Annotated in this window: 14 protein-coding genes; 3 read left to right on the forward strand and 11 right to left on the reverse strand. The window is 65.8% G+C overall.

Annotated features, from left to right (window positions below):
* Positions 1 to 2,054, forward strand: a 2,054-nt coding sequence (gene tkt / locus DTW89_RS05535) for a transketolase (protein ID WP_236637042.1), incomplete at its 5' end; no start/stop codon positions are given.
* 41 nt (positions 2,055 to 2,095) lie between these two features.
* Complete coding sequence (gene gap / locus DTW89_RS05540) at positions 2,096 to 3,097, forward strand: type I glyceraldehyde-3-phosphate dehydrogenase (protein ID WP_024813329.1); 1,002 nt, start codon at positions 2,096 to 2,098, stop codon at positions 3,095 to 3,097.
* A 93-nt stretch (positions 3,098 to 3,190) separates the two neighbouring features.
* On the opposite strand, the gene DTW89_RS05545 is transcribed toward gap, so the two are convergent.
* Complete coding sequence (locus tag DTW89_RS05545) at positions 3,191 to 3,538, reverse strand: HPF/RaiA family ribosome-associated protein (RefSeq protein WP_024813330.1); 348 nt, start codon at positions 3,536 to 3,538, stop codon at positions 3,191 to 3,193.
* A 364-nt stretch (positions 3,539 to 3,902) separates the two neighbouring features.
* Between DTW89_RS05545 and DTW89_RS05550 the strand changes: the two genes are divergently transcribed.
* Entirely contained in the window at positions 3,903 to 4,787 is an 885-nt protein-coding gene (locus DTW89_RS05550; RefSeq protein ID WP_114655203.1) for a gamma-glutamyl-gamma-aminobutyrate hydrolase family protein, read from the forward strand.
* 568 nt (positions 4,788 to 5,355) lie between these two features.
* Here the strand turns inward: DTW89_RS05550 and DTW89_RS05555 are convergent.
* The 10 genes from DTW89_RS05555 to DTW89_RS05600 all read right to left on the reverse strand — a co-directional run bounded on the left by DTW89_RS05555 (position 5,356) and on the right by DTW89_RS05600 (position 13,812).
* Positions 5,356 to 6,030 carry a cupin domain-containing protein gene (locus tag DTW89_RS05555; RefSeq protein ID WP_114655204.1) on the reverse strand — a complete coding sequence of 225 codons (675 nt, stop codon included), beginning with the start codon at positions 6,028 to 6,030 and terminating at the stop codon, positions 5,356 to 5,358.
* 245 nt (positions 6,031 to 6,275) lie between these two features.
* Complete coding sequence (locus tag DTW89_RS05560; RefSeq protein WP_114655205.1) at positions 6,276 to 6,644, reverse strand: glutaredoxin domain-containing protein; 369 nt, start codon at positions 6,642 to 6,644, stop codon at positions 6,276 to 6,278.
* A gap of 230 nt (positions 6,645 to 6,874) precedes the next feature.
* Entirely contained in the window at positions 6,875 to 7,348 is a 474-nt protein-coding gene (locus DTW89_RS05565) for an FKBP-type peptidyl-prolyl cis-trans isomerase (RefSeq protein WP_024813334.1), read from the reverse strand.
* 150 nt (positions 7,349 to 7,498) lie between these two features.
* Complete coding sequence (locus DTW89_RS05570) at positions 7,499 to 8,572, reverse strand: pirin family protein (RefSeq protein WP_114655206.1); 1,074 nt, start codon at positions 8,570 to 8,572, stop codon at positions 7,499 to 7,501.
* Positions 8,573 to 8,818: 246 nt separating this feature from the next.
* On the reverse strand, positions 8,819 to 9,391 hold the full coding sequence (locus DTW89_RS05575; protein ID WP_114655207.1) for a DUF1439 domain-containing protein: 573 nt from the start codon (positions 9,389 to 9,391) through the stop codon (positions 8,819 to 8,821).
* A 307-nt stretch (positions 9,392 to 9,698) separates the two neighbouring features.
* Positions 9,699 to 9,950 carry a hypothetical protein gene (locus tag DTW89_RS05580; RefSeq protein WP_111867660.1) on the reverse strand — a complete coding sequence of 84 codons (252 nt, stop codon included), beginning with the start codon at positions 9,948 to 9,950 and terminating at the stop codon, positions 9,699 to 9,701.
* A 114-nt stretch (positions 9,951 to 10,064) separates the two neighbouring features.
* A complete protein-coding gene (locus DTW89_RS05585; RefSeq protein WP_114655208.1) occupies positions 10,065 to 10,943 on the reverse strand; it encodes a PA4780 family RIO1-like protein kinase in 879 nt (292 codons plus the stop codon).
* An 89-nt stretch (positions 10,944 to 11,032) separates the two neighbouring features.
* Positions 11,033 to 11,806: a tRNA-uridine aminocarboxypropyltransferase gene (locus DTW89_RS05590; protein WP_114655209.1), complete on the reverse strand. Its 774-nt coding sequence runs from the start codon at positions 11,804 to 11,806 to the stop codon at positions 11,033 to 11,035.
* Positions 11,803 to 12,420 carry a class I SAM-dependent methyltransferase gene (locus DTW89_RS05595; RefSeq protein ID WP_024813340.1) on the reverse strand — a complete coding sequence of 206 codons (618 nt, stop codon included), beginning with the start codon at positions 12,418 to 12,420 and terminating at the stop codon, positions 11,803 to 11,805. The genes DTW89_RS05590 and DTW89_RS05595 overlap by 4 nt, the downstream gene beginning before the upstream one ends.
* A gap of 192 nt (positions 12,421 to 12,612) precedes the next feature.
* Positions 12,613 to 13,812 (reverse strand): phosphoglycerate kinase, encoded by a 1,200-nt coding sequence (locus tag DTW89_RS05600; RefSeq protein ID WP_114655210.1) that lies wholly within the window; start codon positions 13,810 to 13,812, stop codon positions 12,613 to 12,615.
* Between the last annotated feature and the right edge of the window lie 119 nt (positions 13,813 to 13,931).

Here is a 13,931-nt window from a genome sequence, read left to right on the forward strand (position 1 = left end):
TGGCCAACACCCAGCAATCCCACCAGATGGCCAACGCAATCCGCGCGTTGGCCATGGACGCAGTTCAACAAGCCAATTCCGGTCACCCCGGCGCCCCCATGGGCATGGCCGACATGGCCGTGGCGCTGTGGGGCCGCCACCTCAAGCACAACCCGGCCAACCCCCAGTGGTTTGACCGCGACCGTTTTGTGCTGAGCAATGGCCACGGTTCGATGCTGCTGTATGCGCTGCTGCACCTCACGGGCTACGACCTGCCCATGCAGGAGCTCAAGAACTTCCGCCAGCTCGGCTCCCGCACGGCGGGCCACCCTGAAGTCGGCCACACGCCCGGCGTCGAAACCACCACCGGCCCACTGGGCCAGGGCATCACCAACGCAGTGGGCTTTGCGCTGGCAGAAAAACTGCTGGCGGCCGAGTTCAACCGTGAAGGCCACACCGTGGTGGACCACCACACCTACACCTTCCTGGGCGATGGCTGCCTGATGGAAGGCATCAGCCACGAAGCCGTGTCGCTGGCTGGCGCTTGGAAGCTCAACAAGCTGATCGCGCTGTATGACGACAACGGCATCAGCATCGATGGCCAGGTCGCTCCCTGGTTTGCCGACAACACCCCCTTGCGCTTCGAGGCCAGCGGCTGGAACGTGATCGGCCCCATCGACGGCCACGACGCCGACAAGGTGGACGCAGCCATCGAAGAGGCCAAGCAGCAGTCCGAGCGCCCCACCCTCATCGTGTGCAAGACGCACATCGGCCAGGGCAGCCCCAACCGCGCCAACACGGCCAAGGCCCACGGCGAGCCGCTGGGCGCGGAAGAAATTGCACTCACCCGCGAAGCCTTGGGCTGGACGAGCGAGCCTTTCGTGATTCCTGAAGACGTGTACGCCGACTGGGATGCCAAGGCCAATGGCGAAGGTTTTGAGGCTGTCTGGAACGAGCGCTTTGACGCCTACAGCAAGGCCTTCCCCGAGCTGGCCGCCGAGTTCAAGCGCCGCATGGAAGGCAACCTGCCAGCCAACTTTGCCCAGGTGGCCGTGGACACCGTGGTCGCCGCCCACACCAAGGGCGAGACCGTGGCCAGCCGCAAGGCCAGCCAGCTGGCGCTGGAAGCCTTCACCGCCGCATTGCCCGAGCTGCTGGGTGGCAGCGCCGACCTGACCGGCTCCAACCTCACCAACACCAAAAGCACACCCAACCTGCGCTTTGACACACAGGGCCATGTGGTGCAGACCGAGCTGGAAGGTGGCCAGAAGGTCGGTGGCCGCCACATCAACTACGGCGTGCGCGAGTTCGGCATGGCCGCCATCATGAACGGCATTGCGCTGCATGGTGGTTTCATCCCCTACGGCGGCACCTTCCTGACCTTCAGCGACTACAGCCGCAACGCCATCCGCATGGCCGCGCTGATGAAGCAGCGCGTGATCCATGTCTTCACGCACGACTCCATCGGCCTCGGTGAAGACGGCCCCACGCACCAGTCGGTGGAGCACGCCGCCAGCCTGCGCCTCATCCCCAACCTCGATGTGTGGCGCCCCGCCGACACGGCCGAAACCGCCGTGGCCTGGAGCGTGGCCCTGTCCAACCGGGACAAACCCACCGCCTTGCTGCTGAGCCGCCAGAACCTGCCCTATGCACCCAAGCGCGACCTGGGCGACATCTCGCGCGGCGCCTATGTGCTGTCCGACCCTTCGGACGTGGGCCTCAAGAAAAAGCCCGTGGCCGTGATCATTGCCACCGGCTCCGAAGTGCAGCTGGCCCTGAAGGCCCAGCGCCTGCTGGCCGACAAGAAGGTGGCCGTGCGCGTGGTGTCCATGCCCAGCACCACCACGTTCGACCGCGAAGACACCAAGTACAAAAAAGCCGTGCTGCCCACGGGCCTCCCGCGCGTTGCCGTGGAAATGGGCGTGACCGACGGCTGGTGGAAATACGGCTGCGCCGCCGTGGTGGGCATCGACACCTACGGCGAGTCGGCGCCCGCACCCGTGCTGTTCAAACACTTCGGCTTCACCGAAGAGAACGTTGCGGCCACGGTGCTCGCGGCGCTCAAGCGCAAGTAAGACATATTGGTTCCGCTATCAACTTTGGAGAAACTCAGGCTATGACGATCAAGATTGGTATCAACGGCTTCGGCCGCATCGGCCGCAACGTGTTGCGCTCGGCTGTTCAGAACTTCAGCGACATCGAAGTCGTTGGCATCAACGACCTGCTGGAACCTGAGTACCTTGCGTACATGCTGCAGTACGACTCGGTGCACGGCCGCTTCCAGGGCACCGTGTCGGTCGAGGGCAACACCCTGATCGTCAACGGCAAGAAGATCCGCCTGACCCAAGAGCGCGACCCGGCCAACCTGAAGTGGAACGAAGTCGGCGCCGACGTGGTGATCGAATCCACCGGCCTGTTCCTGGACAAGGTTTCGGCCCAGAAGCACATTGATGCCGGCGCCAAGAAGGTCATCCTGTCGGCCCCCTCCAAAGACGACACCCCCATGTTCGTGTTTGGCGTAAACCACGACACCTACGCAGGCCAGGCCATCGTGTCCAACGCCTCGTGCACCACCAACTGTCTGGCCCCCGTGGCCAAGGTGCTCAATGACAAGTGGGGCATCAAGCGCGGCCTGATGACCACCGTGCACGCAGCCACCGCCACGCAAAAGACGGTGGACAGCCCCAGCAACAAGGACTGGCGCGGTGGCCGCGGCATTCTGGAGAACATCATCCCTTCGAGCACTGGCGCAGCCAAGGCCGTGGGCGTGGTGATTCCAGCCCTCAACAAGAAGCTGACCGGCATGTCGTTCCGCGTGCCCACCTCCGACGTGTCGGTGGTCGACCTGACGGTGGAGCTGGAAAAGGCTGCCACCTACGAAGAAATCAAGGCCGAGATGAAGGCCCAGTCCGAAGGCGCCTTGAAGGGCGTGCTGGGCTACACCGAAGACAAGGTGGTGGCCACCGACTTCCGTGGCGACACCCGCACATCGATCTTTGACGCCGATGCCGGTATTGCCCTCGATGGCACCTTCCTGAAAGTCGTGAGCTGGTACGACAACGAGTGGGGCTATTCGAACAAGTGCCTGGAAATGGTGCGCGTGGTGACGGCCAAGTAAGCACGGCAATCCCCCACAAAAAAACGCGCCCCAGGGCGCGTTTTTTTCTGCCTGACCCCGGCAGACCGGGCTCAGTGTGCAGGGGCCTGTGGTTTATTCCTGTGCGTCACGGATGGTGTCGCGCCCGTGGCGATCTTTCACCCGGCCCAGGTCTGCATCCAGTGCGCGTGTGAGCTTGTCCACCGCACTGATGAACGCAGTGGCCATCTTGTCGGCCTCGGCCGTCACGGCCACCGGCTGACGGCCGGCCACGCGGGCCTCGATGCGGCAGCGCTTGTCTTCCGCCCCGGACTTGCCTGCATCCACATCGGTCAGAAACACCTCCAGGCGCGTGATGTTTTCGCGAAAACGCGCAAGCCGGGTGCCAGACTCGTCTTGAATCCATTGCGCCAGGGACTCTCCGCCATGGATATGGTCATCGGTGTGTACTTGTACTTGCATTGAGCTCTCCTTGTGAAATTGCAACGACATGGCAACGCAATCACGGCCATCGGTATGTGTGCATCATGCACGCAACCGGATTCTGGAGCTTGATGACAGTCAATGGCACACCAGCCAACAGGGATCAAGACGCCATGGCGCAGCAACGCGCTGACCGCCGCATGTCGAAGCCAGAGAAACGGCCGTCGCGTCTAGGCGATTTCGTGGCAAACACCACACCGAGCGTCCGGGCTGGCACTGCGCTGGGCATGTGCGGCACTTTCCTACAGACGTGGTGGGGGCGGAGTGCTACAAAGATAATTGCACGATTCCCACGCCGGGACTTGCTGCACGCTGCCCCAGTGTTTCCCCTCGGAGCTTCTTCATGCCCGCCTCCCGCCGCCTCAAGATTGGTCTTTCCGCCTGCTTTCAGCACGCCGACCCCGCGCGCCCGCTGTTCACGGGCAAAACCCTGCAGTACGTCGAGCAGTCCATTGCGCACTGGATCATGTCCGCCGGGGCCATGGTGGTCATGGTGCCCTGCCCCACGGGCGAGACAGCGCGCGGTGATGTGACGCTGGCGCACTATGCCGAGTGGCTGGACGGTGTGGTCATGCACGGTGGCGCCGACGTGTGGCCCGGCAGTTACGGCGAGGAGCCTCTGCGCGAGGAGTGGCTGGGCGACCGTGTGCGCGACCTCTACGACCTGGCCGTGGTGAAAGCGTTTGCCGAAGTGGGCAAACCCATTTTCGGTGTCTGCCGGGGCCTGCAACTCATCAACGTGGCGTTTGGCGGCGCGCTCTACCAGGACCTGCAGACCCAGCACCCCGGTGCACTGCAGCACCGCAATGCCACCACGTACGACCAGCACTTCCACGATATCCACATCGTGGCCGACTCGCATCTGGCAAAGCTTTACCCCAACACACCGCGCGCGCGCGTGAACAGCATCCACCACCAGGGCATCAAGCGCGTGGCGCCCGACTTTGTGGTGGAGGCGCTGAGCGAGCCCGACGGCGTGCCCGAAGCGATTCGCCTCAAACCCGCGCCGGGGCGCGGCTACATCGCGGCCACGCAGTGGCACCCCGAGTTCCACCGGGCCGGTTCGGACACGCTGGACGACACTGCCATCCTCAACGACTTTCTGGCGGCGTGTGCACAAGCCAAGGCGAACCCGCTGGCGCGGCGGGACCAGCCTGCGGGGCTACGGGATCGGGCGACGAGGCTGCTGCGCAGTGCGTTGCGCAGAGACAAGGCGGCGGCGCCATAGCGGGCCGACGGACCGGTCTGAAAGGCGCGCCGATGCGGCGCAGACTGCGCCCGCCGATGTCACACCTCGTGGGAGTGAATTGCACTTCATCCCTGCCATTGCGTGCAAGCCGCAGCCAAGCACCGAGGCCGCCCTGAACCTCAAGCGCCCAAGCCCGACGCGGCGCGCGCACTGCCGCTGATTGCGCCACGACCCGCTGCACGCCGCCCGCCTGCAGGCGCACCACATGGCCCGCGCTGTGACACACCGACTACCGCCACCTCTTCACCCCCGCGCGGCCCAAGCCGAACATGGTGAAAAGAAGAGATGCCCACGCGCTACTGGCGCAATCTGCCCGAGGCGGCCCGGATCAGCGCATTGACCCAAACCGCGCACCAGCGCAGCGCCCAGATGGTGGCTGCCAAGACCACCGTGCCCCAGCGGCGGATTGCAGGGGCACCGGCCGCCAGGCCTGCGCAGCAAACCAGCCACCACAGTTGCGACGGCCACGGAGACTTCTACAACAACAACGAGAGGGGGGACTGGCGAAGAGGTTGCCACCACCACGGCGGCAATGCACTACCGCACCTCAGGGTGCCAGAAACGTCACGCCCAGGTGCCCCACCTTCACCAGAATCAGCGCGCCCTCGGCCTCGGTGAACGGCGCGTGCTGGCTCCAGCGCGGGCTGCGCAGCCAGCTGCCCTGCGGGTAGTGGCCCCATTCGTCAGAAAAAACCCCTTGCAGCACCAAAATCTCTTCGCCGCCCGGATGGGTGTGGGGTTGAAACCGGGTGTGGGGCGCCCAGCGCACCAGCGCGGTGTCAATGCCGTCATGCGAATGCAGCGGCAGTACGGTCAGGCCGGGCACCAGGCCCTGCCGCCACTCTCCCGCGCGGGTGTCCAGGCGCAGCGGTGCCGTGTCACCCGCGGTGAACTGCCACAGCTTCACGAACAACACACAGCCCTCGCGCGAAAACGGGGCATGGGCGCTGCCCGGCGGGTTGCGCAGGTAGGTCCCCGCCGGGTGGTCACCCGACTCGTCGGAGAACACCCCTTCCAGCACCAGAATTTCCTCGCCGCCGCCGTGAACATGGCGGTCAAAGCGCGCACCGGGTGCATAGCGCACGATGCTGGTGGCCCGCGCCACCTCGCCACCCGATCGGTCGAGCATGCGGCGCTCGACACCCGCCAGGGGCGAGGGCGCCCACTGGGCATCGGCAGGCAGTGCGGTCACCCGCAGGGTCATGTCGTCGTGAAGTTGCATGGGAGCGATTGGAGCAGCCCGCAGGCTATTCGGTGCGCAGCCCCCACAAAAACCCCAGGCACCACTTCACCTCGTGCCTTCGCGTGTCGACGGGGTTACGCGTCAATGCGGACGGTTCATCGGGCGAAATGCTGCGCTCCCGACCTTCGGACAGATCAGCCAGGCAGAGGCTAGGCTGCACCAGCCCGCCCGGCAAAACGCCCCGCCGTTCGCCGTTACCCGGCAGCCGGGGCACACCAGCGGACTCAAGCGGCCAGCAACTTGGCCAGCTCGCCCGAGGCGATGAGCGCCCGCACATCGTCACACCCGCCCACCAGCACGCCGCGCACGAACACCATGGGAAACGTGGGCCAGCCGGTCCACATCTTGAGGGCGTTGCGACGGCGCCATTGCGAGAGGTAGCTGCCAAACTCCCGGTATTCATGCGGCACCCCGGCGGCATCCAGCGCCTTGCGCGCCTTGCCCACAAACGGGTTGCCCGACATGCCGATCACCACCACCGCATGGGCGCGGACGGTGGTCTGCACCTCGTCGATCAACTCGCGGTGGAGCGCTGCCACTTGCGCCCGAATGGCGGGGTGGATGGCGTTCTCTTCCAATATGGTGCGGTGCATGAAAAGCTCCTGGTGGCGAGACGGTGGTGGTCTGGGGTGGGGAAAAGCGGGCGACGGGCGGGTGGGTGACGACCGGCGCGCCAATGGGCAAGTGCAAGTGCAAGTGCAGGTGCAGGTGCAGGTGCAGGCGGCGGGGCAGCACGGGGGCGTGGGCACCGGCTTGGGCCTCCGGCGCTGCTACAGCGGCCTGCAGCTAGTGCACCGACGGGCCCAGGGGGGCTCGCAGCGCTTCAGTGCTGGTGGCCGTGGGCCCCATGCACATGGCGGTGCGCAATCTCTTCGGCGCTGGCGGCGCGCACTTCGGTCACCTTGCAGCTGAATTTCAGCGCCTGGCCTGCCAGCGGGTGGTTGCCGTCCAGGTGCACTTCGGGGCCCTTGATCTTGACCACGTTGAACACGGCCGGCTGGCCGTCTGCGCCCACACCCTGCAGCTGGCCACCGACCTTCACGCCGGGCGGGAACTCGGCTTTGGGGATCGTACGCACCAGGCTTTCATCGCGGGCGCCAAAGGCGTCTTCCACGGCCAGGTCCAGCGCGGTGCTGAAGCCCACCGCCTGCCCTTCAAGGGCGGCCTCCACCTTTGGAAAGATGTTTTCATAGCCACCATGCAGGTACGACAGGCTGCCGCCGTCCAGCGGCTTGCCCTGGGGCGTGGTGACTTTGTAGGTGATGGTGACAGCGGTGTCTTTGGTGATGGTGGCCATGGTGGTGTTTGCGGTTTCGGTCGGGGAAGCGGCGCGGCGGTGCAGCAGGATCAACCCCGGCACCCGCGCGTGCATGGAAAGCGTGGATTGTCCACGAGGCGCCGCCCGGGCCCCAAAACACGCTGACTGTGGGGCCGAAAGCAGGTGGACCTACCCGGCAGCCACGGACTGAGCAGGGCGTTCTTCGTCCGTCTGCCCCGGGTAGCGCGCAAACCGCCGCGCCTCGGTGCCATGCACCGGGTCCTGCTCGGCCCAGGGCCAGCCGCCAAACTGGGTGCGGCGGTAGTCGTTCATGGCCTGTATGATTTCGGCCTGCGTGTTCATCACAAACGGGCCGTACTGCGCCACGGATTCGCCAATGGGCTGGCCTTGCAGCAGCAGGCATTCCACGGGCGCTGCGCCGGTGTTGGTCAATGGCCAGTCCTGCCCTGCCACCAGCTCCAGCGCGGCGTGCTGTCCCACGTCCTGCGGGCCCACACGCAGGCTGTCACCCCCAAAGAAATACAGCATGCGGCGTGTGCCCTGGCCTTGTGCGGCCGGCAGCGTCCACTGTGCGCCAGGCTCCATGTGCAAGGTCCAGATGGCCACAGCGCCCTCAGGCTGCGAGGCCCAGGATTCGGGGGGCGGCGCCAGCGGGGCGGGCGCGCCGGGCAGGGCACCGGCCACCACGGTCACCGTGGTGGTGCGGCCTGCCGCGTCATGCCGCACCAGGCGCGGAATGCGCTCGTTCCAGAGCATGGTGAAGTGGGGCTCCACCATCTTGCTCTTGGCAGGCAGGTTCAACCAGATCTGAAAGAGTTCGAGCGGATTGGGCTCGGTGGCGTTGAGCAGCGGGAACATCTCGGAGTGCACGATGCCCTTGCCGGCGGTGACCCACTGCACATCACCGCCACCAAAGCGCGCGGCCGCGCCCAGCGAATCCGAATGGTCGATAAGCCCCTTGCGCACCAGCGTCACGGTTTCAAAGCCGCGGTGCGGGTGGCCCGGAAAGCCCGGCACGGTGTCGCCGTGGTACATGCTCCAGCCGTCTTTGCGGCTGAAGTCGCTGCCGATCTGGCGATCATCGATGGGCACGGCCGGTCCGAACGCCGTGTTGCCTGCGGGGTAGGCATCGTCGTGGTGGGCGCAGAACAAAAACGGGTCTATCGTGGGCCACAGCGGGCCCAGCGCCTGGGCTTGCACGATGGGCTGGGCGGCAGACAAAGACACGGGGGTGGACGGCATGGGGGGCTCCTTGGATTTGCGCCATCCGCGATCGGGCAGCGCGTCTGTGAAAGATAAGGCCTCAGACGCCGCGAAAAAGGTCGCTGCGTGGAACAGTGCAGTGCAAGGCGCAGGACAGTGGCGCATGGCCCTGTGACAACGCCCGCCATCTCACACACAGCGCTGGCGGCAAAATTTAAGCTAAAACAGCCTCAAGCGCTTATTCAGCAAGCGCATACAGCTATTGTTTTTGATTAAAAATCCACCTCAAGGCGGCGTGCCCACAAAAGCCACCGTCAGCCCCTTGGCCGTCACCGTGATCGGCCCCGGCTGCAGGCCCAGGCCGTCGAACATGGCCGTGTCCTGCGGGCGCAGCTGGTGCAGGGTGACTTCGCGCAGCGATTGCTCGGCCAGCACGGGGGCGTAGACATTGAGGAGCTGCGCAACAGCGGGCTTGAAGGTCGGAAAATCCAGCCGCCCCAGCCGGATCTGGTGGGCGCGCAGGGTGCGGTCGCTGGCCTCGTAGCGCAGCGCAAATTCCACATCGAACAAGCCTGCATGGCTGCGCCGCAGGGCCGGGCCTGCGGCATCCACCGCCATGGTTGCGCCCAGGCGATTCACCTCGGGCAGCAGGCGCAGCAGCGGCACCTGCAGGGTCAGGTCAAACAAGCCCTGCACGGGCACGCTGCGCGGAAACCTGGGCGCCACCATCTCCTGCAACTGCGCCAACGGCACGGTGTAGCTGGGCTGCGCCAGCGCGCCACGCCCCAGCAGCAGCGCCACTGCGCCCAGGGCCAAGCCGCTGGAGGCGGTGGTCAGAAATCGTCTGCGATGCAGCATGGGGAATATCTCCTTGAACGGAGGTGGGACACGGGCCAGGTGAAAAGGTGCCGCATCTGCGGGCCGTGGCGGCGTATCCATTCACGCAACGGTGCAAGCTGTTGATTCATGGGCGATTTGATGGGCTGATCCATTCACCCACCATGCGCCCGGCTTGCTCGCAAAGCCGCAGGCGTAGCGCTTTGCCGAGGCGATGGACACGGTCCATCGGCTTGTGCGGCCAAAGGTTAAGGCAAAAATGGCCTCTAGCGCTTATCCATCAAGCGCTGATAGCTATCAATTTTGATAGCAACGCGTTGCCGTGCAACTACCGGCCCACCACGGACCAGCCTGCTTTCTGGTTGTCCTTGTCGTTCTCATACTCCCACGCCGTGCCGCAGCGGTCGCACACATAGCGGGTGATGGTGACGGGGCCCTGTTCACGGTCTTCCTTGCGGTTGCCGCGCTGCACCAGCTCGGCGTGGCCGGGCGCCTTGCGCCAGTTGCGCTGGATGCCCTGGCAGGGCTCGCACAGCGCCATGGGTTTGAGTTCGTTCTGTCGGGCCAGGTCTTTGGTCATAGAGGGTGCAGCCATCGTGGGCTGGTGTGTTGGTTTGCATGCTGCGGGGCGGCTACTGTAAAGCACGGGTGCGATGCCCTGTGCACAAAGGCCTGCTGGCAGGCCCCCGCGCCCTCAGACCGTGGTGGCCATGCGCAGCCTGCGCGCCGCGTCTTCGTCGCGGGCATCGTCAATCTCGCGCAGCACGGCCTGCATGTCCACGTCGACATGGTCTGGCGCGTAGCGGCCGGTCAAAGGGGTTTCGTTGCTCAGCAGGCCGCTTTGGTACAGGCTCCAGATTTCGGGGCCGTATTGCGTGCTGCGCAGCTCGGGCGCGAACTGGCCGAAAAAATCGCGCAGATTGGCCACGTCGCGCAGCAACATGCGCTGGGCGTGGTTGTTGCCTGCGGCGTCCACCGCCTGGGGCAAGTCGATGATGACGGGGCCATCCGCATCTTCTGCGCCATCCACGCCCGGCAAGTGCGCCAGCAGGATGTTGAACTCCGACAGATCTCCGTGCACCACGCCCGCGCACAGCATGCGCACCACCTCGGCCACCAGGGTGGCATGGTGTGTGCGGGCGTCTTCGGGCGTAAAGCTCACATCGTTCAGGCGCGGGGCGGCGTCACCGTGGGCATCGGTCACCAGCTCCATCAGCAGCACGCCGTCGTGAAAGTTATAGGGCTGCGGCACGCGCACGCCGACTGCGGCCAGGCGGTATAGCGCATCGACCTCGGCGCTTTGCCAGGCGGCTTCTTGTTCTTGGCGGCCAAACTTGCTGCCCTTGGCCATGGCGCGGGCCGAGCGCGAGTTTTTGACCTTGCGGTTTTCGGTGTAATCAACGGCCTGGCGGAAGCTGCGGTTGTTGGCCTCTTTGTAGATTTTGGCGCAGCGGGTTTCATCGCCACAGCGCACCACAAAAACCATGGCTTCCTTGCCACTCATGAGCTGGCGGACCACGGTGTCGATCAGGCCTTCCTCAATGAGGGACTGCAGGCGGGGGGGTGCTTTCATGGGGGCATTTTGCGCCCGGGGCGCAATCCCCTGGCGCGGCACCGGGTGCTGGTGCCGGGTGGGACGTGGCTCAGAACGTGTTCACGATCTCAGGCCTGCGCGCCCAGATCGCGCAGGCGTTGGTGCAGCGCGTCGTTCTCGTCCACCGGCAGCTGGTTTTTGGCCTGCAGATAGTGGTGCGTGAACACGTCAAGGTAAGCCTCCAGGGTTTGCGCCGCGCGGGTCTCGCCCGCCAGTTCCAGGCACAGGGCGGCCACCTCGGAGGTGCACAGGTGGTCATCGTGCAGCGCATGGCGCAGGCGGTAGCGCGAGCGTTGCCCCGGCTGCAGGGTGAGCACGGGCAGGCGGTCCAGATAAGGGCTTTTGCGAAACATGCGGCGCGCCTCGGGCCAAGTGCCATCGAGCAGCACAAACAGCGGGCGCTTGCCGCTGGCGCTGTGCGGGGCAGCGGGGCCTGCGTTGCAGGCAAGACCGGTCAGCACCCGCTCAGGTGCCACGTCGTCACCCGGAAACACCACCACCGGCTGCCACTGCGGGTCGGCCAGCAGGGCTAGCAAATCCGGGTGCACGGCGGTGCGCGCCCAGCCAAAGGCAAAGGTGTCGGCCACCACGTCGGCGATCAGCCAGCCGGTGTTGCTGGGCTTGAGCGCCTCGACGTCGCCCATCAGCAAACACACCCCCGCGCGCGTGGGCACGGCCGGGCGCAGGGCGCACAGGCAGTGGCTGGGCAGCAGGCGGCAGCCTGCGCAGCGCTCGCCGCGCGGGCCACCGCGCGCCAGAAAGGGCTTGGAACTGCGCGCCAGGCGCTCGGTGCGCTGGCGCGAGACGGCATGGGGAATCACGGGCGCCATAGCCACGGTCATCGGCCACCTGCGCATTCGAGCTCGAACAGCGGCACCTCGGACTGGCGGCTCAGCCACACGCCGCCGCCCAGCTCGGTAAAGCCCTCTTGCAGGCCGCGCCGGTACAGCTCGGCCCGGTGGCGAAACAGGCGCGGGTCGGTCAGGTCTTCGTCGAGGATGTCGCGCTCATAGTCCTCGCGCGTGACGGCTTCGACATACAGCGCGCCCCGGCTCAACCGGCCCAGGTTGCGCAGGGCCAGTTTCAGGTCGGACGGGTTCAGGTAGGGCAGCACGCCCTGGCAGATCACCAGGTCAAAAGGCTCGGCCGGGTCATGGGCCTGGTAGTCCACCACCGAACCGCGCTCCCAGCCGAAACGCCCGCACAGGTAGTCGCTGAACTCCACGCCGTGGTAGCTGGCATCGGGAAAATGCCGCGCCACCGCCGCACGCCACAGGCCGATGCCGCAGCCCACATCCAGCACCCGCTTCACCGGCACGCGCAGGTACTGCAGGTAGCTGCACACAAACGCGCCCAGCCGCTCGGCGTGTTCGGGGTCAATCACGCTGGTTTTCTTGTCGAAGTAGTAACGCTGGTAGTAGGCCTCGTCGAACCAGGTATCACTTGCAGATTTCACGCGCCATTCCTTCAACCATGGGGTGCACTACGCCTGCGCCGGAATGCCGGTGCAGGCAGCGCCGCCTACCGTGTGTGCCCAAGTATCGGGCAGCAGAGTGAGTCAATGCCGCGCTTGCGCTGTCGGCGCGCTGGCCCCCAACGGGCACGCGGGCGGGCGTGCCAGCCACCGCGGCGTCGAAAACCCGTGCACTCAGGATTGCGCGGCAGCCCGTTTTTCAAGAATCTCGAACGCGGGCAGTGTCTTGCCTTCAAGCACCTCCAGAAACGCGCCACCGCCGGTAGAGATGTAGCCCACTTGCTGCTCGATGCCATATTTGGCAATGGCCGCCAGGGTGTCTCCGCCGCCGGCAATGCTGAATGCGGGCGACTGGGCAATGGCGTCGGCAATCACGCGCGTGCCGTTTTCAAAGGCGGGAAACTCGAAAACGCCCACGGGCCCGTTCCACACGATGGTGCCAGCCGATTTGAGCTGCGCCGCCAGCCGTGCGGCGGTGTCGGGGCCGATGTCCAGAATGAGGTCGTCCTCGGCCACATCGGTGGCGGCCTTGATGGTGGCGGGCGCATCGGCCGCGAAGGCCTTGGCGGTGACCACGTCGGTAGGAATCGGCACCTCGGCGCCGCGCGCCTTCATGGCGGCCATCACGGACCTGGCCGCGTCCAGCAGATCGGGTTCGGCCAGGCTTTTGCCGATGGGCAGGCCGGCGGCCAGCATGAAGGTGTTGGCAATGCCGCCGCCCACAATGAGCTGGTCTACCTTGTCGGCCAGGCTTTGCAGGATGGTGAGCTTGGTGGACACCTTGGAGCCGGCCACGATGGCGGCGAGTGGACGCTGGGGGCGGGCCAGGGCCTTGGTCAGGGCGTCGATTTCGGCCGACAGCAGCGGGCCGGCGCACGCAATGGGGGCGTATTGCGCGATGCCGTAGGTGGTGCCCTCGGCGCGGTGGGCCGTGCCAAATGCGTCGTTCACAAAAATATCGCAAAGGGCAGCCAGCTTGCGGGCCAGTTCTTCCTTGTTCTTCTTCTCGCCGACATTGACGCGGCAGTTTTCCAGCAGCACCACCTGCCCCGGGGCCACGGTAACGCCGTCCACCCAGTCGGCGAGCAGCGGCACGTCGCGGCCCAGCAGCTCGGACAGGCGCTGGGCCACGGGAGCGAGCGAGTCTTCGGGCTTGAACGCGCCTTCTGTGGGGCGGCCCAGGTGGCTGGTCACCATCACGGCGGCGCCCGCGTCTAGGGCCATGCGGATGCACGGAATCGAGGCGCGGATGCGGGTGTCTTCGGTAATGTGACCGGCGGTGTCCAGCGGGACGTTCAGGTCGGCACGGATGAAGACGCGCTGGTTGCGGGCCTTGCCCTGGGCGCACAGATCGGAAAAACGAAGGATGTTCATGGAGGAAGGCGTCAGCGGTTGGGAGGGAATGGAATGAGGGCCACCATTTTAGTGAGCGAGCCTTTCGAACTGGCGTGCCCGAGGCCAGCGGGCGCCGTGGAACTGGCTTTGCCAGGCCA

This window comes from Acidovorax sp. BoFeN1, assembly GCF_003345135.1.
Lineage (GTDB): Bacteria > Pseudomonadota > Gammaproteobacteria > Burkholderiales > Burkholderiaceae_C > Acidovorax > Acidovorax defluvii.

Excerpts from the sequence above, each read along its gene's own strand:
- gap (WP_024813329.1), top strand. The coding sequence starts at position 2,096 with ATGACGATCAAGATTGGTATCAACGGCTTCGGCCGCATCGGCCGCAAC.
- DTW89_RS05545 (WP_024813330.1), bottom strand. The coding sequence starts at position 3,538 with ATGCAAGTACAAGTACACACCGATGACCATATCCATGGCGGAGAGTCC.
- DTW89_RS05550 (WP_114655203.1), top strand. The coding sequence starts at position 3,903 with ATGCCCGCCTCCCGCCGCCTCAAGATTGGTCTTTCCGCCTGCTTTCAG.
- DTW89_RS05555 (WP_114655204.1), bottom strand. The coding sequence starts at position 6,030 with ATGCAACTTCACGACGACATGACCCTGCGGGTGACCGCACTGCCTGCC.
- DTW89_RS05560 (WP_114655205.1), bottom strand. The coding sequence starts at position 6,644 with ATGCACCGCACCATATTGGAAGAGAACGCCATCCACCCCGCCATTCGG.
- DTW89_RS05565 (WP_024813334.1), bottom strand. The coding sequence starts at position 7,348 with ATGGCCACCATCACCAAAGACACCGCTGTCACCATCACCTACAAAGTC.
- DTW89_RS05570 (WP_114655206.1), bottom strand. The coding sequence starts at position 8,572 with ATGCCGTCCACCCCCGTGTCTTTGTCTGCCGCCCAGCCCATCGTGCAA.
- DTW89_RS05575 (WP_114655207.1), bottom strand. The coding sequence starts at position 9,391 with ATGCTGCATCGCAGACGATTTCTGACCACCGCCTCCAGCGGCTTGGCC.
- DTW89_RS05580 (WP_111867660.1), bottom strand. The coding sequence starts at position 9,950 with ATGACCAAAGACCTGGCCCGACAGAACGAACTCAAACCCATGGCGCTG.
- DTW89_RS05585 (WP_114655208.1), bottom strand. The coding sequence starts at position 10,943 with ATGAAAGCACCCCCCCGCCTGCAGTCCCTCATTGAGGAAGGCCTGATC.
- DTW89_RS05590 (WP_114655209.1), bottom strand. The coding sequence starts at position 11,806 with ATGACCGTGGCTATGGCGCCCGTGATTCCCCATGCCGTCTCGCGCCAG.
- DTW89_RS05600 (WP_114655210.1), bottom strand. The coding sequence starts at position 13,812 with ATGAACATCCTTCGTTTTTCCGATCTGTGCGCCCAGGGCAAGGCCCGC.